Source organism: Agromyces binzhouensis, assembly GCF_004135055.1.
Classification (GTDB): Bacteria; Actinomycetota; Actinomycetes; order Actinomycetales; family Microbacteriaceae; genus Agromyces; species Agromyces binzhouensis.
In genome coordinates this window covers 1-21,840 of record NZ_SDPL01000002.1, presented here as the reverse complement: position 1 = coordinate 21,840, position 21,840 = coordinate 1, and the positions used below count along the sequence as shown (strand labels likewise).

Below are 21,840 nucleotides of genomic sequence, written 5' to 3'. Positions count from 1 at the left end.
GGCAGCAGCTCTCGGGCGAGGTCGGCAAGAGGCGGCGAGGGGGCTTGGCAGAGCCTGATATCGACAAGCGTCGCGAACTCGTCTGGACGGGGCCACACAGTGACAGCCACCAATGGGCGCACCAAGGGCCCGCGACACGCCGACGACACGCCCGAAAATGTCCCACAGGCCGGGAACTTCTCGTGGCAGCCTGCCTGTGGATAACTTGCCGAGATCACCCGAAATTCCGGGGGACGGCAGGTAGGTGGTCTGTGAGCAGATCCGACCTTGGCCTGTGGAGAACTACACGGGTGTAGTTCTGGACCGCCTGAAGCCGCCTTTACATCGGCGATCGCGCCTAGAATTGGGGTATCAGCACGACGACCCCGAAGACTTCGGGCGGTGCCGAGGTCGCGGGGCCGCGAGCGTCAACTTTCCTAGGGGTGACTCTCTCGATCCTAGACCTAGTGGACCCTGTGGGGGCAATCCCACGATCGGCGGGTCTGGCATCTAGGTGCTGATCGAGATATTGGAGGTTCGCGCATGAGCGGACGTATCTACACCTGTCCTAACCCGCGTTGCCGGGCAAAGCTCGGACCGTACCGCGTGACTCGCCCCGGCTTGGTTCGGTGCGCGTACTGCGGCACTCAGTTCCGGATTCGCTAGTACCGGCGCGATGGGCGCGTCCTCCCTCGGAGGGCGCGCCCATCGTCTTGCCCGCTACGGTGCAGCAGTATTTCCGCTGGATGCCGCGCATCTCGCGCGATCGAGTAGGGCGCGTCATGCCGCTGGCCAATCACTGGGCGGGTGCTTCGGCGACTGTTCGGCCCAAGGCTCGTGCGAGCACGCTCGCCACCTCGGTCTCCCAGTTCCGACCCTGATCGACGGTGAATACCCGTTCTGCGAGCGCAACAAGCGTTGCCCGCGCGACCCGACTCGCACGCGCTGAGGCATGGCCGGTTGGCGCCTCGGGGCTCACTCGGATCGCCATCGGCAGGCGGTCGGCCTTGCGAACCTGGTCGACGCCGGCCGCCACGACTTGGATGTTGCGGCCCTTCATCGCTGTGGCTGCGCGGAGCGCAAGCGAAGCCACACCTGGCGCGTCGTTCGCCGCCACGACCCATCCTTGGTCGGCAAGCGCGGTAGCGATCTCGAGTGTCGCGTTGCGTGCTTCTCGATCGGGGTGGCGGGGCCCGACGACGGCTGCGATGCCGTCTGCGAGGACCGCGTCCGGTCCGTCGATCCAGAGGAGCAAGGGTGCGGCAGATCCGAGGACGTCGATTCGCGTTGGCCACCCGGAACGCTCGGGAGTAAGGAGCATGAGCCCGTGCTGCTCGGTGGCGTCTGCGATCATCTGCGCCGCGCCTTGGCGCGCCGCGCAGGCGACACGGCGAAGAGTGCCGTCCGGCAAGCCGACCGCGATGTCGGCGGCACCAGCCCTCGCGAAGTCGAGAACGCCGGCTGCTCCGCCGACCTGCTCGATGAGGTTGCCGATGGCGGGGTTTCCGGAGAGTCCGGCGTGGGTGAGGACGAGGCGGGCTTCGAGGTCTTCGTCGAGGGGGATGGTGGTGGGGATGCTGGGGCGTAGGGAGGTCCAGATCATCGTCGCGGGGCTCTCTTCTCGGATCGATCATTTTGTTTGCCTTCCGGCAGAGAGATCGAGTGCGTAGCGGCAAGGCGAAGTGCCCGGAATGTCGGGCGGAATAAGCCCTTGGGCGCGTCCGAGATTCTGGGAACGTAGCCGTAGCCGCAAGCTACGATCGCCAGCCGGAATGGCCAAACAATTCATGGGTTCGGCGCCGCGGTAGCGGCTCCACGCTGCGTTCCTGAAGTCGCGCCTGCTCCGTCAGGTGCCCGCGTCGCCGCCACGGCGGCTGCGCCCGGTCCGCCGCCCTGCGGCGTCCGATTCGGCCGCGCCGCGGCCCAGCTCTGGAGCCCTGTTCCGGGATCGGGACGGGTGGTGGTCGGCCGTGTCCGGCCGGCGGTGTCCGCTGTGTGGAGCCGCCGGTGGCGGCCGGTGTTGTTGGCACCTCTCGGTGCTCGCCTAGCGTGCTGCGCTTCTCCACGCGTAGCCGTCGTCGCCGTGTCGGAAACAACTCGCGTTCGTCGCTGGCGCTCCTTCGCGACTTCTTTCCGCCACGCCTTCCTTGGGGCTTCGCGCGGAGCCTCCTGCTTCGCACGCCTTCACGGCGGCGTCCGGCAGGCATGGCCTGCCGGGGCTAATCGCCCGAGAGGCAATGCGAAGGAGAACCCACCATGCGCCAGCACACCACCCCGCGACCCGTGACCACCGATGCGGTCTCGCAGGTTGAGATCAACCGGGCCGAGGCGGCCGCGTTCTTCGATCGGATGGAGCGGATGCCGGTGCACAAGTTCAAGCACATTGCTCGGGAGGCTGTGCTGGATCACAATCTGCTCGCCGTCATGCGGGAGATGGTCGCGTGGTGCAAGCCGGTGCAGGCCGCCCGCACCGAACGAGAGATCCGGCAGGCCGCCGAACGTGAGGCCGAGCAGCAGCGCCGCGCGCGGATGGCGGCGCACTTCGACGCGAACCGCCGCAAGTACGTGCACGCGTCCACGCTCGCGATGATGCCCGCACCCCTGATTGCCGCCGACCAGCACACCACCAAGCGGATCGCACAGCGCCGACACGCCGCACGCGCATGGGCGGCCCGCGTCGCCGAGCACCCGGAGGAGGTGCTCGCCCGCCACGCCGAGCACCTCCCGTTCACGCAGTGGGCGATCGTGCACCCCGGCTACGGTCTTGTCCAGCCCGAACACCCGATCTGGGCGACGATCGTCGGCCGGGACGAACGCGTAGCCCGAGCGCGCCGCCACCAGGAGTTGCGGCGCGCGCAACGCACCCAGATCCGCCCGGTCGGGATGACGCTCCACACGGCGATGCGGATCGCGACTGCCGTGCTCGAGGACAACGGCGGCACCTTCCCGAAGCCGCAACTCCTGCCCGACTTCACCTGACGTCTGACCCGCACCCGGTGGGGCCGGCTTCGGCCGGCCCGCGGCGGTGAGGGGTGCGCCCCTCACACTCCCCCTCGGAACCGGATCCGTCCACAGTCCGCCACCGACGTGCCCGTCGTCCGGTTCCTGCCCGGCAGCCTGAGCCGCACACGGAACACGCTCGACGCGAGGGGACGAAGCGCATGGCGGACTTCATCAGGGTCGCGATCACCGACCTGAACGGCGACGGGGAACCGTTGCCATCCAACCGGGACACCTGGGTCAACCTCGACCAGGTCGCCACCGTGCGGGGCATGCTCGGCAACAACCTGGCCCGCCGCCACCACCTGCACGGGGCCATCGACGCCGAGCACTACCCGCTCATCGAGATCCGCACCACCGACCGGCAACGACTCCTGGTCAGCCTCGGCACCCACCCCACCGCACAAGCCGGCATGGCCGCAATCCGCGGATTCCTGCCCACCCTCGTGCAGTCACGGACCCGGCGAAGCGCCGACGACGAGCTCGCCGAACTGCTCGCGGACTGGGCCGATGAAGCCGGCCACTGATCGCGCGCTGGGTCGTGCGGCTTCAGTGCAGCATCCATGCGACGAACGCGGTGAGGTCGTCGGTGAGTGCGCGCCGGTTCGCCGCGTACCGGACCCGGTGCCCGCGCCGGGGCTGCGCTGCATCGGCGTCGACGAAGCCGAGCTGCTCGAGCTCGGCCAGCGCGGACCGCACCCCACCCGAACTGATCCCGGTGCCAGCGACGATTGCCGGGCGGGTCGAGTCCGGATGATCCAACAGGAACCGCAACACCGCCACCCGCGCATGCCCCGCGATCGCGTCACGCGCCGCCGCCGCACGGGGCGGCAGGTCCACGAGGTCGACACGGGCCGGCATTCCCACATTCTGCACCAGCCACCCCGTCACCGAGCGAAAGATTCTCGACCCGGATCGCCGGGTCCGTTCTCACGATGGTGGCGGTTCGATCACGTCGTTCTCCACAGCCCGACATCACATCCGAACCATCCACTACCCTCAAACGGGGGTCACGCCGCGAGGCGGTGAAGGGGGAACGATGAACGAGCCGACAACCAACGCTATCGCGGTCAAGGACGCGGCCCAGACATGCGGGCAGTGCGGGTCGGACCAGCTCGGGTCCCAGTTCTGCACCGCCTGCGGTGCACCGCGATCCCACGCGCAGGTGCCGACCGAATCAACACCATCCGAGGCGCCGACCCCCGCGGCGCCCGTGGACGCAGCGGCGCCGGGCGTGTTCGCCGGGGCGCAGCGCGCCGCCGGGTACGTCGAGAGCCCGCACACCATCCACGGCGCCGAGCTCGCCGAGATCCGCGCGATCGCCCGGCAGCAGCACGACACCGAACCGGAGGTCGACCTGCCAGCCGACCCGCATCCGACGGTTGACGGGACCCTGACGACGACGCCACCCGCGGCGGAGCTGAGCGTTGAGCAGTTCGTCTCGCTCACCGCCCCGCACGCATCCGTCGTGGCATCGACCGGGATGCGCGGGCTGCTCGGCAGGCTCGGCATCCGGGTCGCGCCGGGCCGTGCCGAGCAGGCCGAACGCGAGCAGGCCGATGCGGTCCGTCGGGACGAGCAGACCATCCGGCAGGCGACCTGGACCAGGGCGGTCAGCGTGCTCGTCGCCAACCGCAAGGGCGGCACCGGGAAGACCCCCGTCTCGCTCCTGCTCGGCGGAACACTCGCCGCGATCCGCGGCGGCTCGGTCGCGATCGTCGAAGTCGCAGACGACCCCGGCGCGCTCGCGTTCCGGGCCGAAGGCACGCCGCCGCGCGGCATCGGCGAACTCGTCCGCGACATCGACACCATCCGCACCGCCGGGCAGCTCGCTGGCTACACCGCTCCGCAGACCTCGTTCGCAGCTGTCATCGGCTCCCCGGGCCGCCGCGAGCGCCTCACCCGCGACGCCGTCAGCCGAGTCGCCGCGGTGATCGACGAGTACTACGCGATCCGCGTCATGGACTCCGGAAACCAACCCAGCTCCGACGCCTTCCACGCCGCCACCGCCGCCGCCGACGTCCTCGTCGTCCCCGTGCTGAACGCCGGCGACGCGGTCCTCGAAGCGCTCGCGATGCTCGAGGAATTGCGCAGCCTCGGCGGCCACGCCGCTGAGCTCGCCGATCAGGCGATCATCGTCCGCCTGACGGACGGACGTCCGGAGCACCCTCACGTCGTTGACCGCATCACCGAACTCCTCGACACCGCCCGGGTCAGCGTCGTGCTCGAGGTCCCGTATGACGCGCACATCGCCGAACGCGGACAACTCACCCTCGACCGCCTCGCGCCAGCGACCCGTCGGGCGTTCACCCGGCTCGCCGCCGAGACCATCACCTCCCTGCAGCACCGCATCCGATAACCAGTCAAGGAGCACCAGCATGCAAAACCCTCTCGACGGCATCGTCCCCGACTTCGCGATCTTCGGCGCCGAGTTCACCGAACTCTGGCAGAAACTCATGGCCGGCCTCTGGGGCCTCGCCCTGATCGCGTGCGCCGCGTTCCTGATCATCAGCCTCGCCCAGCTCTCCGCAGCCGGCGGCTCCAACGGCAACCCCATGGAATACAAGAACGCCCGCACCAAAGCCCTCTGGGCCGGCCTCGGACTCGGCCTCCTCGCCGCCGTCGCCGTCATCGTCGGCGCCATCCTCGCCATCTTCGGAAACTGACACCCGCCATGCGCGCACAACCCCGCCCACCTAGGCGCGTCCTGCCCTGGATCCTTGCCGCCGCTGCAGCGATCGCGCTCACCGTCGCCGGCGGCGTCTGGATCACCGACCGATGGAACGCCGACGGCGACCACGCCGCGCCCATGACGTCCGACGACGCGACCGCCACGCCGACGTTCGATGCTGACCCCACTGGATGCCTCGGTGGGGGCTCTCGCGATGCTGCGATGGTTCTCGCTGCGCAGGACCAGGCACCTCACACCAGCAATGGCGCCGCCGAAGTTGCGGCGGCGGTGTTGCGGTGGATGCACCAATATCCGGTGCCTTCGGTCGACGACATCGATCAGTTCGAGCAGCAACTGGTTGCCAGCTCGTCGCCGTACGACCTCGCCTCCGCTTACGCGGACGACCCGAACACATCCGGATCCCTCGTTCCAGACGGAACGCCCTTTCATCTGTCGACCGTACCCGGCGTGTGGCACCTCGAGTCGTACTCCGACGTCGACGCGGTGGTCACCGTCGGCGCGGGTCTCGTGATTGACGGTGAGCTCCACCCAACCTTCCGGATGGCCAAGACCTTCACCCTTACTTGGGCAGACGACGGATGGCAGTTCGATGAGGCCAGTCTCGATCGAACGACCGAGGAACTCTTCGCGATCGGGACGCCCTTCACCGGAGGCTGCTGATGCTCACGCTCGACCCGTGCGACAACCCACTCTGCAGCCTCACCGGACTGGGCGAGACGATCGGTGGGACGATCAACTTCTGGCAGGACCCGGCGGGGAACACGTTCCAGATGTTGAAGGATGCCGCGTCGGGGTTGGCGCAAGACGTGCTACCCGCGCTGGGGACGGCAACGATGCCGGATCTGAGCGCGGAGTGGTTCCTCAACGCGTACGCGATCTCGTTCGCCGGCGGCATCCTTGTCGCGATCGTGCTGCTGCTGCCGCAGTTCGTCCGGGTCGCGCGGGGCACGATGGCAGGCCGAGACCTGCTGGATTCGATCGTGCTGTTCTGGCCCGCGTTCATGATCGGCGCGATGTTCGGGCCGATGTTCGGCATCCTGCTGGTCCAGTTCTTCCACGCCCTGTCGACATCCGTAATGGGGTGGGGCATCGCGGGCAACTACGCCGAGGTCGTCGACACCCTGGTCGTGATGATCGAGCGGGCGGACCCGGCCGGGATCACCGGGGGAGTGTTCATCGGCATCATCCTCATGCTGTGCATGGTGGTCGGGTTGTTCCTGGTCGTGCTGATGCTGATCGTGCAGCTGGTCACGTTGTATTTCACCGGGATCCTCGCCCCGCTCGTGTTCGCGTGGGTGACGACTCCGAACGGCCGCGACGCGGGCTTCCGGATCGGGTACCTCTGGCTGGGGATCCTCGCCGCGCACCCGCTGCTGTTCTTCCTCCTCGGGTCCGCCTACGGGCTGATGGCCAGCAACGTCACCACCCTCGGTGAGAAGGACGCCCTGCAGGCGCTGGTGACGTTCATCGTGTCGTTGCTGGCGATCTACATCGCCGCGCTCGCCCCGCTGATGCTGCTGAAGTTCGCGCCGATCCCGATGCCCGCCGGTGTCGGCGGCACGAACGGGCCCACGCTGAACGGCCACCAGATCGGTCCGGCCAGCATGACCGAAGCCACCAACCGCTACGCCGACCAACCCGTGGATGCTGCCACGAGCCCGCAGCCCGCCATGTCGGAAACGACCGCCGCCGACGTCCCGGTCAGCGAGCTTGGCGGGGCAGACGGTGGTGGGTTGTCGGATGTCGCCGCCGCCCAGACAGGACCGGCCGGCGCCGTCGGCGAGGCCGGTGCAACCGGTGCGGCGGGCCTCGCAGGTGCCGAGGGCGGCACAGCCGCCGCGGCAACGGGTGCGGCGTCGACCGCGGGCGCGGCGGAGACGGTCGCCGTAGCCGGTGCCGCTGAGTCCGCGACCGGGGTTGGGGCTGCGATCGGGGTACCGACGCTGATCGCCGCGGCCGGGTTGAAGGCCGCGGAGGCGGGGCAGCAGCTCGGCAACGCCGCCGCCGAGCAGGCCGTCGAACCCATGGAAGACGGCGTCATCGGAGGGAGCCGCCCATGACCCCAACACAGGCGCCCGTGGTCCGGCATCTCGGCGGGGAGGCCGGGCACCGGTCCTTCTTCGGCGGCACGAGCTCGAAGGCCCGCACCAGCTCACTGATCGTCGTCGTGCTCGCGTCAATGCTGCTCACCATCTTCATCGGCTGGCCCGCGCTGCTGTTCGGCCTGGTCGCGGTGGTGGTGACGCTGGTGCTGACCGCGCGCACGCACCGGGGCACGATCCTCGGCCGGCGGAAGAAGCGGCGACGGTGGCGGGACCGGATCCAGGCCGGCACCGACGCGTTCGTCCCGTACGACGTCGCCGCGTGGGACCAGCTCGAGCAAGCCGCCTGCGACGCGAAAGGCCGCCACGCCAAATGGCAGGCGCGGCGCGCGTTGAACGGGATGCGGGCCAACCCCGACGGTGCCGACGGGATGGGCTGGCTGCAGTACGGGCGCGGCATCCCCGGAATCGCCTGGCACGCACCCGTCGGGGAACCGGCGTACCTGTCGGTCGTGTTCACCGTCAGCGGGCAACTCCGCGGCATCGAGTCCCGCACCGTGATGAACCGCGCCGCAACCGCCTGGGGCGCCTTCCTCGCGGCCCGTGCTGTTCCCTCGGTGCTGGTCGAGGACGTGCAGACCGTCACCCGAGTCCTGCCCGCCGACACCGCGCTGCAGGAGTTCTGGGTCCTCAACAACCTCGACCCCACCGCCCCGCCAGCTGCACGGGCGTCCTATGAGGAGGTGCTGCGCCGAACCGGGGACGGGGCAATGGTGCAACGCCACTTCATCACCGTGAAGTGGCCACTCACCCCGGAGTTCACCGCCGCCGCCGCGAAGCACGGCGACGGCCGCGACGGATGGCGGAACCTGATGGCCACCGAGATCGGCTCCGTGTACCGGGGCCTGGTCGACGCGCGCATGGGCGCGGTCGAGGTGCTCTCAGCACGGCAGGTCACCGCGGCTATGCTGCACCAGCAGAACCCGTCCCGCCCGCTCGACTACGTCGCCGACGTACACCCCTCCCGAACCGGACTGCCCAGCCACGACGAGTTCTCCGCCCACATCGTCGACGACCGCGACCCCGTCACCGGGGCACCAGTGACCTGGTGGCACCGCACCGCCCGCATCGACGCCCGCAACCTCTCCACCGGCGGCCGCACGCAGCTGTGGATGCTGGAGCTGCTCATCGGCCGCGACCTCGACTTCGTCCGCACCGTCAGCTTCCACCTCCACCTCGTACCCGCCGCGGAAGCGAAAGCGGCCGCGAACCGCGACCTCGTCCGCGACCAGGCCGACGCGATCTCCAAGACCGAGCACGGCACCGTCGACCTCGACGAAACCAGCACCGCAATGACCGCGTCCCGCCGCCGCCGCACCGACCTGCGCGCCGGCACCGGGCACCACGGCGTCGCCTGGACCGGGTACGTCACGATCTCGGCACGCTCCCGCGACGAACTCGCCCGTGCGTCCCGGCAGCTTGAGGAAGCCTGCCAGACCGCGCTCGGGATCGAGTACCTCGACTGGCAGGACAGTTACCAGGCCGCCGCGTCCGGCACGACCTGGCCCATCGGCCGCGGCCAGACCGCGACCGACCGGTCACTGTCCGCCCGCGCCTACCGGCTCCTCGCCGGCCGCACCGAGAAGGAGGCCCTCACATGACCGACACCACCCCGGCCACGAGCCGGATCTGGTCCCTCCCCGTCCTCCGCGCATTCGCCCCACCACCCGAGACGACGCCCGCCGAGCAGGCGGCGCACACCACCGAGCTCGTCCCGTGGGAACGACCCGGCGCATCTCTGCGAATCAATCACCGTGCCGCCACCCGCGGCCACTACGCGCCCTCCGTGGTCGGTGCGCCGACATCGACCCGGCAGGCGGAGATCCTCAACACCGCCCTCATCGGACCGCCCACCGGCACCAAGGGAGTCGTCAACGGGCGTGACGTGCTTTCCCGGACCTCGGTCACGCACGACCCAGTCACCGCGTACAACGCGCAACCTCGGGAGGTGTCCAGCCCGAACACCGTCGTCATGGGCGACGTCGGCGCCGGCAAATCCAGCTTCGTCAAGACCGTCTGCGTGCTCCGACCCCTCGTCCTCACCGGCCGGCGGGCGGTCGTGTTCGACAAGAAGGACCAAGCCGGCGAAGGCGAATACTCGGGAGTGGTCCGCCGGTACGGCACCGAACCCATCAGGTTCACCGCAGACGGCACCGGCACCCGGCTCAACCTCCTCGACCCGGTCATCGCCCGCGGCACCGGCATCCGCGGCCAAGCCCGGCTCCTCGCGACAATCACCCGCCTCGCCCGCGACGACCAGCATCTCGACGGTGCCGAGCTCGAAGCACTCCGCGCCGCCCTCCGCCGCACCCTCGCGACGTTCGAGGATGGCCGGGCGCCGACCCTCGCCGACGTGGTCCCGAACCTGGGCGTCATCGACGACGACCAGTACCGGGACCTCTCACCCACCGCGAAGGACGCGCTCCACCACGCCGGCCTCGCGGTGAGATGGACCCTGAATGGACTCCTCGACGAGTACGCCGGCCTGCTCGACGGGGAAACGTCCACCTGCGTCGACCTGACCGGGAAGCTCACCTGGTTCGACATCTCCCAACTCCCCGACGACGGACCCGCGGTCCCGGTCGTGATGGCGATCGGGAACATGTGGATGCTCGGCCGGCTCCGCGCCGACCGCGGATGGGCCACCACCGTCGTCTACGAAGAGGGCTGGCACATGATTGGCGGGCCCTCTGCACGCCTGATCAAGGCGAACCAGAAGCTTTCCCGCGGCCTCGGCATCGCGAACGTGTTCGTCATGCACAAAGGCACTGACATCCCGCGCGACTCACCCGGTGTCACGATCATCCAAGAAGCCCAAAGCATCCACGTGTTCCGGCAAGGCCGACCCGAAGACGCCGCCTGGTGCACCGACACCTTCGGATTCGACCCCGACACCACCGACCAGATCACCCGCCTCCGCGACGGTCACTACGTCTTCAAGTACGGCGCCCACCCCGAAACCCACGTCCAACACATCCGCTCCAACTGGGAAATCGACGTCACCAACACCGACGAAGCTCTCGCCGCCCCCACCGAGCGGAACCGGTGACCAGCGGATGCGAGCCCGGAACATCGGCATCGCCGGCGCGATCATCTTCGGCACCCTCCTCGGGGGTTCGTTCATGCTCAACACCGCTACCGCCAGCTGCGGCGGCGGCACCATCAACCCCACCACCGCCGAACAAGTCGGCCCGGTCGCCGGCTACGACGTGACCCAGCTCGGCATCGCCGCGATGATCATGAACTCGGCCGCGAAGCTCGGCCTGCCGCCCCGCGCGGCCACGATCGCGGTGATGACCGCGATGGGGGAGAGCTCGCTCCGCAATCTCGACCACGGTGACCATGTCGACAACACCACCATCGGCGTCTTCCAACAAGGCGAGTCCTACGGCCCGCGCGCCGACCGCCTGAACCCCGAGACGGCCGCCACCGCGTTCCTAACCCGGCTCGTCCAGATCCGCAGCTGGGACACCATGGACCCGTCACTCGCCGCGCACACCGTGCAGATCAACCAAGACCCCGACCACTACACGCCCTACTACTCAGCCGCCGTCGAAGTCGTCAACGCGCTCACCAGCACATCCAGCGCCGGCGCCTGCGGCATCGACGGTGACGCGACGACGCTCGCACAGGAACTCGCCGCGGCCGTCGAGGCCGGCCGGCTCCGTGCGCTCGAGCCTCGCTACCTCGAGCAGATTACCGACATCGCCGTAGGCCGCAACGTGCCCGGATGCGGCATCGAGATCGGCACCCTGCAGGTCATCGTCCTGGCCGTCCGCACCTTCGACGCCGTCGGCATCAGCGACCTCAACCGACACTGCACCGGCTCACTCCTCGGCGCCGGCACCAACTCCTCACACTGGACGAAAGGCGGTGGCCACGCCGTCGACTTCTACTCGCTCGACGGACATGCGCTCACTGGTGCCGACTCATACTCCGTACGCCTCATCTCGATGCTCGACCCCGCCATGCCTGCCGGGGCCCGCGTCGGTCAGGCGCAGTGTCGAGCCGCCGTAGGTAGTACGATCGCGTTTCGCAATCTCGACGAGTTCGACGACAGCTGCAACCACCTGCACGTCGACCTCGCTAACGCTCCTGGCTCACTTCTCACCGGGGTGGCGAATGTGTACTGAGGAACTCGAATCCCTGATCGCCGCAACGGAACCTGACTGTCCGAACTGTGGGACACGGTGCATGCGGAATCGCGGCCACGCGTACTGTCGTGGATGCGGTGTGCTCGTGCTCCCGCGAGCTAGCTTGAGCGCGGACCCGAGGGTTGGGGGACGCGAGACGATATCCCCCATTTGAGGGGCACGGCCGTTCCTATCGCGGTCATAGTGTCTCTCGGAGACATTCCCGCTTCGACCCGAACGGATTCGTTATGCCCTACTACCTCGTCAACAGAAATGCACAGTCGATCTCGGGCGATCACGAGGTGCACGATCGTGCTTCCCGGCTCGGTTGCTTGCCCAATCCGGAGAACCAGATCGATCTTGGTTATCACGGCAGCTGCAGCGAGGCGGTGGCCGCTGCAAGACGTCTCTATAGCGACGTGAACGGCTGCGCGTACTGTGCGCCAGCCTGCCACACGACGTGATGCCTACCCCGCGGCGGTGCTGAGCGATGCTCGGGCAAGCTTGTCGACGTCGAGTCCGAGTGGACGTGGACACCGTTTGGACACAACTAGCTCCGATCGGCGTCCGTCTGATGTGATCAACCAGACTTCGAAATGAGCGGGATTTCAGGGAATCGCGACCATCACGCGGAGGCCGTCGCCATGGCCACCGGGTTCAAATCCCGCCGTCTCCGCTCCATGAATGATTCCGCCCCGCATCCCGCAACGGGAGGCGGGGCGTTCGCGTCGTGCAGTGGTCGTGTCTCGACTCAGCGCCCGACCGTGACCCAGCGCACGAATGCGGCGGGGTCGATCGCGTCGGCGTTCGCGAGCACGATGACCGCGTCCCCGGTCGCGGGATCGATCGCCATCATCGAGCGATAGCCGTCGATCCACCCCGCGTTCCCGACGACAGGCGCACCCGATCCGCCCGCACGTCCCCACGCGCCGAGGTCGGCGATGAACAGGCCGAGCCCGACCCCCTCGTCCCGGTCCGGGAGCATCTCCGCGAACGCGTCGGGCGAGACGAGCTCGCCGGAGACCAGCGCGTGCAGGAACGTCGCGAGGTCCGCGGGCGTGCTGGTCATCCCGCCGGCGGCCCACGCGACGGAGGCGATGGAGTCGTGCGGGTCGGCCGGGTCGCCGCGGAGCTCGAGGTCGCCGGGGCCCGGCGACGTCCACGCGCCCGCGAGCTCCGGGTCCTGCGGGTCGCTCGGATGCTCGAGTCGGGTCGCCGAGAGGCCGAGCGGGTCGATGATCCGGCGTCGAAGGGCGGAGGCGAGGTCTGAGTGCTCGAGCCGCTCGATGAGCCGACCGAGCAGGACGTAGTTGGTGTTCGAGTACGAGGTCGCGCCCGGCGCGTGGGCGGGCATGTCGGCCACGAGGTCGAGGATCTCGGAGGACGAGAACCAGCGCGATCGGTCGCCGCGGGTCTCCGGCAGGTACTCGGGCGACTCCGTGTAATCGGGAAGTCCGCTCCGGTGCCCGAGCAGTGCCCGGATCGCAATGTCACCGCCCACGGTGGTGTCCGGAAGGTACCGGGACAGTGGCGCGTCGAGGTCGAGCGACCTCTCGTCGGCGAGCTGGAGGACCACGGTCGCGACGAAGGTCTTGGTGAGGCTCGCGATCCGGAACCGCGTGTCGGTCGTGATCGGGTCCCCTGCGCCGTTCGCGTCACCGGCGGTCCAGGCGGCCGTCACGCCGCCGCGGCGGGTCACGATCGAGACGCCCCCGGGATGGGCCGAGACCAACCCATCGAGCGCTGAGTCCAAGTCCTCCCGGACCGCGGTCGCGAAGCGCTCGTACTCGTCCAGCGATGTGGCGAGCAGGTCGACCGCGTCGGGCTCGAGCCGCATGATCCATTCCTGGCCACCGGTGTCGAAGAGCGACTCGAACCGCTCGTTCGGGTCGGGGAACGCCGTCGCGGAGGGGAACGCGAGCCACCCCATGAACCCCTCGAACTCGCCCGGGTAGATGCCGCCCGGGTCGAACCAGATGTCGGCGTACGGCAGGCCCATCGCGTCGATGGTGCCCGCGTGCACCTCGAAGACGAGCGATGTGCGGCGCGGAGCCAGACCCTCGAGACGGCGGAGCCGGGAGTCGAGCTCGACCGAGCAGGAGACGCGCCCGCTCGTGCCGACTGCGCCGCACGCCGCCGGTTCGTACCGCAGGTCGAACGCCTCCTCGGCCTCGAGGGCCAGGAGCGCGTGGTCGCGATCCAGGATCGGGGACCAGCCTCCGACGGTCTCCGTGTCGTGCTCGTTGTCGGCCATCGGCAGCACGCGGACGCGGTCGGCGAGGAAGGATCGCGCGGCATCGAGGTCGTGCGCGGTCCGCACGTCGAGGAAGCGCTCGGCGAACTCGGCGGCCGAGGTCGAGGCCATACCGGGCGGGAACAGCTCCGTCGACTGATCCGGACGGTCCGAGGGGACACGGACCCAGAGCGCGAGGATGATCACCAACCCAGCCGAACCGAATACGAGCGGGGCTGCGGCGATCCTGCCCTCACGACGTCCGAACATCTCGCCACCGATCGCGGAGTATGGCGACACCCCATTGTCCCACTCGCCCGCAGGTGCGGGCAACGCCGGGGTTCCCCGATGCCGTCGCTGTTACGCCGTGGGACGCGGCCGCAGGGCGGCACGCACCGCGCCGGATAGCGTCGAACGGGTCCGTGCACCGATCCGTGGAGCCGCCCGCATGACGCATCCCGCACCTTCGACCGCGACTGACGAGACCGCCGCCGTCGCGGTCGATCGCCGCACCCCCGCGATCACGACGCTCGCGGCGGAGGCTGCCGCCGTCCCGCCGCATCCCGAGTTCGCCGCGCAGGCCAACGTCGACGACGCATTCGTCGAGGCGGGCCGTCGCGACCCGATCGCCTTCTGGGCGCGCGAGGCCGAGCGCCTCGACTGGGCAACGCCGTGGCACACGACGCACGAGTGGCGGCCGACGGATGCCGCGGGGCAGGTGATCCCCGAGGCGACCTGGTTCGCGGGCGGCCGGCTCAACGCCGCGGTGAACTGCGTCGACCGCCACGTCGCGGCAGGGCACGCAGAGAAGGTCGCGTTCCACTTCGAGGGCGAGCGCGGCGATCGGCGCACGGTGACCTACGGCGAACTCGAGCGCGAGGTCGCGCGGGCGGCGAACGCGCTGGCGACCCTCGGCGTGGGGAAGGGCGACCGCGTGGTGCTCTACCTCCCGGTGCTCGTCGAGACGGTCGTCGCGACGCTCGCGGTGGCGCGTCTCGGTGCCGTCCACTCCCTCGTGTTCGGCGGGTTCTCGGCCGAGGCGCTGCGGTTCCGCGTCGCGGACACCGGGGCGAAGGTCGTCGTCACGAGCGACGGCCAGTTCCGGCGCGGCGAGGCGGTGGCCGTCAAGTCCGCGGTCGACGAGGCCGTCGACGGCCTCGAGCACGTCGAGCACGTGCTCGTCGTGCGACGGACGGGCGACGAGACGCCCGGGATCCCGTGGACCGCGGGGCGCGACGTCTGGTGGCACGACGCGGTCGACGCGGCATCCGCCCATCACGAGGCCGAGGCGTTCGACGCCGAGACGCCGCTGTTCATCATCTACACCTCGGGCACGACGGGCCGCCCGAAGGGCCTCGTCCACACGACGGGCGGCTACCTCACGCACGTCGCGAGCACGTTCCGCTCGGTGTTCGACGCGAAGCCCGACGACGTGTACTGGTGCACGGCCGACCTGGCGTGGGTCACGGCGCACAGCTACGTGCTCTACGGCCCGCTCGCGAACGGCGTGACGAGCGTGATCTTCGAGGGCACGCCGAACACGCCGCACCCCGGCCGGCACTTCGAGATCATCGAGCGCTACGGCGTCACCACGTACTACACGGCGCCCACGCTGATCCGGTCGTTCATGGGCTGGTTCCCGGGCGGCGTGCCGGGGGACCACGACCGATCCAGCATCCGGTTGCTCGGGTCGGTGGGCGAGGCGATCAACCCGGCCGCCTGGGAGTGGTTCCGCCGCGAGGTCGGCGGCGGCACGGCCCCGATCGTCGACACGTGGTGGCAGTCCGAGACGGGCGGGGCGGTCATGGCTCCCCTGCCGGGGATCTCGCACCTCAAGCCCGGCTCGGCGCTGCGCGCCCTGCCGGGGCTCGCGACGCGAGTCGTCGACGAGCGCGGCGAGGACGTCGCTCGCGGCGAGGGCGGCTACCTCGTGATCGACGGAACCTGGCCGGGCATGGCGCGCACGGTCTGGGGCGACCCCGAGCGCTACCGCGACTCGTACTGGGCGCGCTTCGCGGACCGCGGGTACTTCTTCTCGGGCGACGGCGCTCGCGTCGACGCCGACGGCGACATCTGGCTGCTCGGGAGGGTCGACGACGTGATCAACGTCTCCGGGCACCGCCTCTCGACGATCGAGATCGAGTCGGCGCTCGTCGGGCACCCCGACGTTACCGAGGCCGGCGTCGTGGGCGTGGGCGATGCCCGCACCGGCGAGGCGGTCGCCGCGTTCGTCGTCAGCGACGGCGTGGTCGGGCGAAGCGACGGCAGTGCGGATGCCGCGGCGCGCGCGTCCGCACTCCGGGCGCACGTCGCCGCGGCGATCGGGCCGATCGCGAGGCCCCGCGACATCCACTTCGTCCCCGACCTGCCGAAGACCCGGTCGGGGAAGATCATGCGGCGCCTGCTCGTCGACCTCGCCGAGGGGCGTCGACTGGGGGACACGACCTCCCTGCAGGACGCCACGGTGCCGGCCCGGATCGGCGAGCTGATCGGGTACTGAGCCGTACCGGGCGCGCGCCCCGGCAGGTGGAGGGATGTCGCCGCGGGGGACTATGCTCCCCCTGTTCCACACGAAACAGGGGGAGTTGCAGAATGCGACGTTTCACGATGCCCGCAGCACTGGTCTTCGCCGGTGCGCTCGCGCTGACGGGTTGCGCGTCCGGCGGCGGCGACACCGCCGCGACCGGTGAGGAGAGCTGTTCGTCGATCGCCGCGCAGGTGCGCGACATCTCGAATGGCGTCCAGAACAACCTCGCGGCGCCGGCCTCGCTCGAGGGGCTCCAGGACTACCTGGGCGAGGCCTCAGAGCGGACCGACGCGCTCATCGAGGAGGCCGGTGACAGCGACGAGCTGATCGACTCGCTCGGCGGGTTCCAGACCGCGCTCAACGAGGTGTCGACGTACGCCAACGGCCTCGCCGAGGTGCCCTCCGAGGAGGACCCGTCGGCGATGACGATCGAGCAGGACCCTGACGAGCTCGCCTCGCAGCAGGCCGCGGTGCAGGAGGCGTCGGGCGCGGTGTCCGCGTCCTGCGACACCGGCTCCGAGACCGAGTCCGAGTAGGGATCAGCCGGAGCGGGATGCAGGACGGCCGGGGCGCGACGAGGTCGCGCCCCGGCCGTCCGCGTCCCGTCGAGCGACCCCGCCCGAGCGGCGAGCGGGAGGTCAAGGGGGAAGGCGGCGGCGTCATCGGATGCGGGCGCGGAACATCCGGCACCCTACGATGGCCGGAGGCTCACCGTTGGGGGATGCATGCACAGTTGGCCCGGCTCCACGTACCCGCTCGGCGCGACGTTCGACGGGAACGGCACGAACTTCGCGCTGTTCAGCGAGGTCGCCGAGAAGGTCGAGCTCTGCCTGTTCGACAACCGGCGGCGCGAGAAGCGCGTCGAGCTCATCGACGTCGACGCGTACATCTGGCACGCCTACCTGCCGCAGGTGCAGCCCGGGCAGCGCTACGGCTACCGGGTCCACGGGCCGAACGATCCGAAGCGCGGCCAGCGCTGCAACCCGAAGAAGCTGCTGCTCGACCCGTACGCGAAGGCGGTCGACGGCGAGCTGAAGTGGAACCAGTCGCTCTTCGGCTACGAGTTCGGCAAGCCGGAGAAGCGCAACGACGCCGACTCCGCGAAGAGCATGATGCTCGGCGTGGTCACGAACCCGTTCTTCGACTGGACGGGCGACCGGCACCCGCGCACTCCGTACGCCTCGACCTTCATCTACGAGGCGCACGTGAAGGGACTCACGCAGACCCTGCCCGGCGTGCCCGACGAGATCCGCGGCACCTACGCGGGAATCGGCCATCCGGCGGTCATCGACCACCTGGTGAAGCTCGGCGTGACTGCGATCGAGCTCATGCCGGTGCACCAGTTCGTCAACGACGGGACCCTGCAGGAGAAGGGCCTGTCGAACTACTGGGGCTACAACACCATCGCGTTCTTCGCCCCGCACAACGCCTACGCCTCGACGGGCCAGCGCGGCGAGCAGGTGCAGGAGTTCAAGGCCATGGTGAAGGCCCTCCACACGGCGGGCATCGAGGTGATCCTCGACGTGGTCTACAACCACACGGCCGAGGGCAACCACATGGGGCCGACGCTCTCGATGCGGGGCATCGACAACGCCGCCTACTACCGCCTCGTCGACGACGACCCGCAGTACTACATGGACTACACGGGCACCGGCAACTCGCTCAACGTCGGCCACCCGCACTCGCTGCAGTTGATCATGGACTCACTCCGTTACTGGGTGCTCGAGATGCACGTCGACGGATTCCGGTTCGACCTCGCCTCGACGCTCGCTCGCGAGTTCTACGAGGTCGACAAGCTGTCGACCTTCTTCGAGCTCGTGCAGCAGGACCCGGTCGTCTCCCAGGTCAAGCTCATCGCCGAGCCCTGGGACGTCGGTCCCGGCGGCTACCAGGTCGGCAACTTCCCGCCGCAGTGGACCGAGTGGAACGGCCAGTACCGCGACACCGTCCGCGACTTCTGGCGCGGCGAGCCGGCGACGCTCGGCGAGTTCGCGTCGCGGTTCACGGGCTCGGCCGACCTGTACGAGCACTCGGGGCGCCGGCCGGTGGCATCCATCAACTTCGTGACCGCACACGACGGCTTCACGCTGCGCGACCTCGTGTCGTACGACGAGAAGCACAACGAGGCGAACGGCGAGGACAACCGCGACGGCGAATCCCACAATCGCTCGTCCAACCTCGGCGTCGAGGGTCCGACCGACGATCCCGAGATCCTCACCCTCCGGGCCCGCCAGCAGCGCAACTTCATCGCGACGCTGCTGCTCTCGCAGGGCGTGCCGATGCTGTCGCACGGCGACGAGCTCGGGCGGACCCAGCAGGGCAACAACAACGTCTACGCGCAGGACAGCGAGCTCAGCTGGATCGACTGGGAGCACGCCGACCAGCCGCTCGTCGAGTTCACCGCCGCGGTCGCCAAGCTCCGCGCGGAGCACCCGACGTTCCGGCGCAGCCGGTTCTTCGACGGGCGGCCGGTGCGGCAGCCGGAGGGCGGCCCGGTGCCCGACATCGTCTGGCTCCGGCCGGACGGCACCGTGATGGCCCCGGAGGACTGGGATGCCGGCTTCGGCAAGGCGATCGGGGTGTTCCTGAACGGCGAGGGCATCCGCGAGCGCGACCGGCGCGGCGAGCGGATCGTCGACCGGCACTTCACCATCCTGTTCAACGCGCATGACGACACGGTCGAGTTCACGATCCCCAAGCACGAGTTCTCGCCCGAGTGGGAGGTGCTCATCGACACCGCCGGCAGCCGGGCCGACAGCGCGCCGATCCAGCCGGGTGAGACGATCCCGCTCGAGCAGCGCTCGCTCGTGGTCCTCCGCCAGCACGACCCGTCGCCGGACGAGGTCGACCACTCCGTCGCCGCGTCGCTCTCGGCGATGGTCGGGGCCTCGAGGGACGGGGTGTCCGCACCGAAGGCGGAGGCGGGGAAGTGACGGATGCCGGGTGGCGGACGGAGCGCGGGCCGGAGGCTCGGGCACCGCGGTCGACGTACCGGCTCCAGATCCGCCCGTCGTTCGACCTGCACGACGCCGCATCCGCCGTCGACTACCTCGACGCGCTCGGCGTCGACTGGCTGTACCTCTCGCCGATCCTGCCGTCGAGAGGCGGCTCCGACCACGGCTACGACGTCGTCGCGCACGATCGGGTCGACCCGGCGCGCGGCGGCGAGGCTGGCCTCGTGGCGGTGGCGGATGCCGCGCACGGCGCCGGCCTCGGCGTCCTGGTCGACATCGTGCCCAACCACGTCGGCGTGGCGGACGCCGCGCAGAACGCCTGGTGGTGGAGCCTGCTGCAGCTCGGCCCCGACTCCCCGCACGCCGACGCGTTCGACGTCGATTGGGAGGTCACCGGCGGCAAGGTGCGCCTGCCGGTCCTCGGCGGCCCGCTCGAGGAGGCGGCGGCCGCCGGCGACCTGCGCGTCGAGCACGGCGAGCTGCGGTACTTCGAGCATCGGTTCCCGCTCGCGCCCGGTTCGGCCGGCGACGACGACGGCGCCGAATCGGACGCGCACGACGTGCTCGCGGTGCACGAGCGACAGCACTACGAGCTCGTGCACTGGCAGCGCGCCGACGCCGAGTTGAACTACCGCCGATTCTTCGCGGTCAACGAGCTCGCCGGCGTCCGCGTCGAGCTGCCCGGTGTCTTCGACGCGACGCACGAGGCCATCGTCGGCTGGATCCGCGAGGGCCTCGTCGACGGGCTCCGCGTCGACCACCCCGACGGCCTCGCGCAGCCCGGCGCCTACCTGCGGCGACTCGCGGGGGCGACCGACGGCGCCTATGTCCTCGTGGAGAAGATCCTCGAGGGCGACGAGCCGCTGCCGTCGCACTGGCGCACGGACGGCACGACGGGGTACGACGCGCTCGCCGACGTCGACCGCGTCCTCGTCGATCCCGCCGGGGAGGCCCCGCTCGACGCGCTCGACGCCCGGCTGCGGGCCGAGACCGGCATCCCCGGCCCGACGGACTGGCACGAACTCATCCACGGCACGAAGCGCGGAATCGCCGACGGGATCCTGCGCAGCGAGGTGCTCCGGCTCGAGCGGATGCTCCGCGAACCACGTCCCGCGGGCGCGGCCGACGCGCTCGCCGAACTGCTCGCCTGCTTCCCCGTGTACCGGTCGTACCTGCCGGCCGGCGCCGATCACCTCGAGGCGGCCGCCCGCCTCGCGCGCGAGCATCGGCCCGACCTGGCGGCGACGATCGACGCCCTGCTGCCGGTGCTCGGCGACGCCGGCGACCCGGTCGCGGTGCGCTTCCAGCAGACGAGCGGCATGGTCATGGCCAAGGGCGTCGAGGACACGGCGTTCTACCGGTACACCCGTCTCGGCTCGCTCACCGAGGTCGGCGGCGACCCGTCGGAGTTCGCGATCTCCGTCGACCGGTTCCACGACCGGCAGGTGCGCCGGCACGCCGCCTGGCCGCACTCGATGACCACCCTCTCGACCCACGACACCAAGCGCGGGGAGGACGTCCGGGCGCGCATCGATGCGCTCGCCGAGATCCCCGAGCGGTGGTCGATCGAGCTCGACGGGCTCCGGGCGACCGCCGGGTCGACCGGTGACGGCCCGTTCGACGCGCTCCTCTGGCAGGCGGTCGTCGGGGCCTGGCCGATCGAGCGCGAACGGGTGCACGCCTACGCCGACAAGGCCGCGCGCGAGGCATCCGTGTCGACGACCTGGACGGCGCCCGACGCCGCGTTCGAGGCCCGCATGCACGCGGTGATCGACCGGGCCTACGACGACCCCGCCGTCCGCGGACGGCTCGACGCCTTCGTCGCGTGGCTCGCACCCGCCGGCTGGTCGAACTCGCTCTCGGCGAAGCTCCTGCAGCTCACGATGCCCGGCGTCCCCGACGTGTACCAGGGCAGCGAGCTCTGGGAGACGAGCCTCGTCGATCCCGACAACCGGCGGCCCGTCGACCTGGCACTGCGACGGCGGATGCTCGCCGACCTCGACGACGCCGTGCTGCGCGGCGAGCTCCCGGCGACGGATGCCACGGGCGCCGCGAAGCTCCTCGTGACCTCGCGGGCGCTCCGCACCCGTCGGGAGCATCCCGAGTGGTTCACGCGGTACCGACCCCTCGAGGTCGCGGGCGAGGCGGCGCGGCACGCGATCGCGTTCGACCGGGGCGGGGTCGTCGCCGTGGCGACGCGGCTGCCCGTGGGGCTCGCCG

General features: G+C 70.1%; 17 protein-coding genes. 14 read left to right on the top strand and 3 right to left on the bottom strand.

What is annotated here, in order from left to right:
* Window positions 1–775 precede the first annotated feature (775 nt).
* A complete protein-coding gene (locus ESO86_RS00385) occupies window positions 776–1,582 on the bottom strand; it encodes a DNA-processing protein DprA (RefSeq protein WP_129232923.1) in 807 nt (268 codons plus the stop codon).
* 653 nt (window positions 1,583–2,235) lie between these two features.
* Between ESO86_RS00385 and ESO86_RS00380 the strand changes: the two genes are divergently transcribed.
* Together ESO86_RS00380 and ESO86_RS00375 are read left to right on the top strand one after the other, a co-directional pair.
* Entirely contained in the window at window positions 2,236–2,958 is a 723-nt protein-coding gene (locus ESO86_RS00380; RefSeq protein ID WP_129232922.1) for a hypothetical protein, read from the top strand.
* Window positions 2,959–3,140: 182 nt separating this feature from the next.
* Window positions 3,141–3,506: a hypothetical protein gene (locus tag ESO86_RS00375; protein ID WP_129232921.1), complete on the top strand. Its 366-nt coding sequence runs from the start codon at window positions 3,141–3,143 to the stop codon at window positions 3,504–3,506.
* A gap of 22 nt (window positions 3,507–3,528) precedes the next feature.
* Here ESO86_RS00375 and ESO86_RS00370 read toward each other — a convergent pair whose 3' ends face one another.
* Window positions 3,529–3,870: a MarR family transcriptional regulator gene (locus tag ESO86_RS00370; protein WP_129232920.1), complete on the bottom strand. Its 342-nt coding sequence runs from the start codon at window positions 3,868–3,870 to the stop codon at window positions 3,529–3,531.
* Window positions 3,871–4,192: 322 nt separating this feature from the next.
* Between ESO86_RS00370 and ESO86_RS00365 the strand changes: the two genes are divergently transcribed.
* From ESO86_RS00365 to ESO86_RS00330, 8 genes are all read left to right on the top strand, one after another.
* Window positions 4,193–5,338: a MinD/ParA family ATP-binding protein gene (locus ESO86_RS00365; RefSeq protein ID WP_165307163.1), complete on the top strand. Its 1,146-nt coding sequence runs from the start codon at window positions 4,193–4,195 to the stop codon at window positions 5,336–5,338.
* A 19-nt stretch (window positions 5,339–5,357) separates the two neighbouring features.
* On the top strand, window positions 5,358–5,645 hold the full coding sequence (locus ESO86_RS00360; protein WP_129232918.1) for a hypothetical protein: 288 nt from the start codon (window positions 5,358–5,360) through the stop codon (window positions 5,643–5,645).
* Window positions 5,646–5,653: 8 nt separating this feature from the next.
* Window positions 5,654–6,331 carry a hypothetical protein gene (locus ESO86_RS00355; protein WP_129232917.1) on the top strand — a complete coding sequence of 226 codons (678 nt, stop codon included), beginning with the start codon at window positions 5,654–5,656 and terminating at the stop codon, window positions 6,329–6,331.
* Window positions 6,331–7,731 carry a hypothetical protein gene (locus tag ESO86_RS00350; protein ID WP_129232916.1) on the top strand — a complete coding sequence of 467 codons (1,401 nt, stop codon included), beginning with the start codon at window positions 6,331–6,333 and terminating at the stop codon, window positions 7,729–7,731. The genes ESO86_RS00355 and ESO86_RS00350 overlap by 1 nt, the downstream gene beginning before the upstream one ends.
* On the top strand, window positions 7,728–9,374 hold the full coding sequence (locus ESO86_RS00345; RefSeq protein ID WP_129232915.1) for a hypothetical protein: 1,647 nt from the start codon (window positions 7,728–7,730) through the stop codon (window positions 9,372–9,374). The genes ESO86_RS00350 and ESO86_RS00345 overlap by 4 nt, the downstream gene beginning before the upstream one ends.
* A gap of 185 nt (window positions 9,375–9,559) precedes the next feature.
* On the top strand, window positions 9,560–10,822 hold the full coding sequence (locus ESO86_RS00340; RefSeq protein WP_129232914.1) for an ATP/GTP-binding protein: 1,263 nt from the start codon (window positions 9,560–9,562) through the stop codon (window positions 10,820–10,822).
* 7 nt (window positions 10,823–10,829) lie between these two features.
* Window positions 10,830–11,906 (top strand): hypothetical protein, encoded by a 1,077-nt coding sequence (locus ESO86_RS00335; protein WP_129232913.1) that lies wholly within the window; start codon window positions 10,830–10,832, stop codon window positions 11,904–11,906.
* 248 nt (window positions 11,907–12,154) lie between these two features.
* Window positions 12,155–12,370: a hypothetical protein gene (locus ESO86_RS00330; RefSeq protein ID WP_129232912.1), complete on the top strand. Its 216-nt coding sequence runs from the start codon at window positions 12,155–12,157 to the stop codon at window positions 12,368–12,370.
* A 287-nt stretch (window positions 12,371–12,657) separates the two neighbouring features.
* Here the strand turns inward: ESO86_RS00330 and ESO86_RS00325 are convergent, their stop codons facing one another.
* On the bottom strand, window positions 12,658–14,346 hold the full coding sequence (locus ESO86_RS00325; RefSeq protein ID WP_129232911.1) for a serine hydrolase domain-containing protein: 1,689 nt from the start codon (window positions 14,344–14,346) through the stop codon (window positions 12,658–12,660).
* Between the two features lie 241 nt (window positions 14,347–14,587).
* Between ESO86_RS00325 and acs the strand changes: the two genes are divergently transcribed.
* From acs to treY, 4 genes are all read left to right on the top strand, one after another.
* Window positions 14,588–16,639 carry an acetate--CoA ligase gene (acs, locus tag ESO86_RS00320; protein ID WP_129232910.1) on the top strand — a complete coding sequence of 684 codons (2,052 nt, stop codon included), beginning with the start codon at window positions 14,588–14,590 and terminating at the stop codon, window positions 16,637–16,639.
* A 107-nt stretch (window positions 16,640–16,746) separates the two neighbouring features.
* Window positions 16,747–17,202 carry a hypothetical protein gene (locus ESO86_RS00315; protein ID WP_129232909.1) on the top strand — a complete coding sequence of 152 codons (456 nt, stop codon included), beginning with the start codon at window positions 16,747–16,749 and terminating at the stop codon, window positions 17,200–17,202.
* Window positions 17,203–17,391: 189 nt separating this feature from the next.
* Window positions 17,392–19,599: a glycogen debranching protein GlgX gene (gene glgX / locus ESO86_RS00310; protein ID WP_129232908.1), complete on the top strand. Its 2,208-nt coding sequence runs from the start codon at window positions 17,392–17,394 to the stop codon at window positions 19,597–19,599.
* Window positions 19,596–21,840: malto-oligosyltrehalose synthase (gene treY, locus ESO86_RS00305; protein WP_129232907.1), on the top strand; the 2,245-nt coding region annotated here is incomplete at its 3' end. The genes glgX and treY, both read left to right, overlap by 4 nt.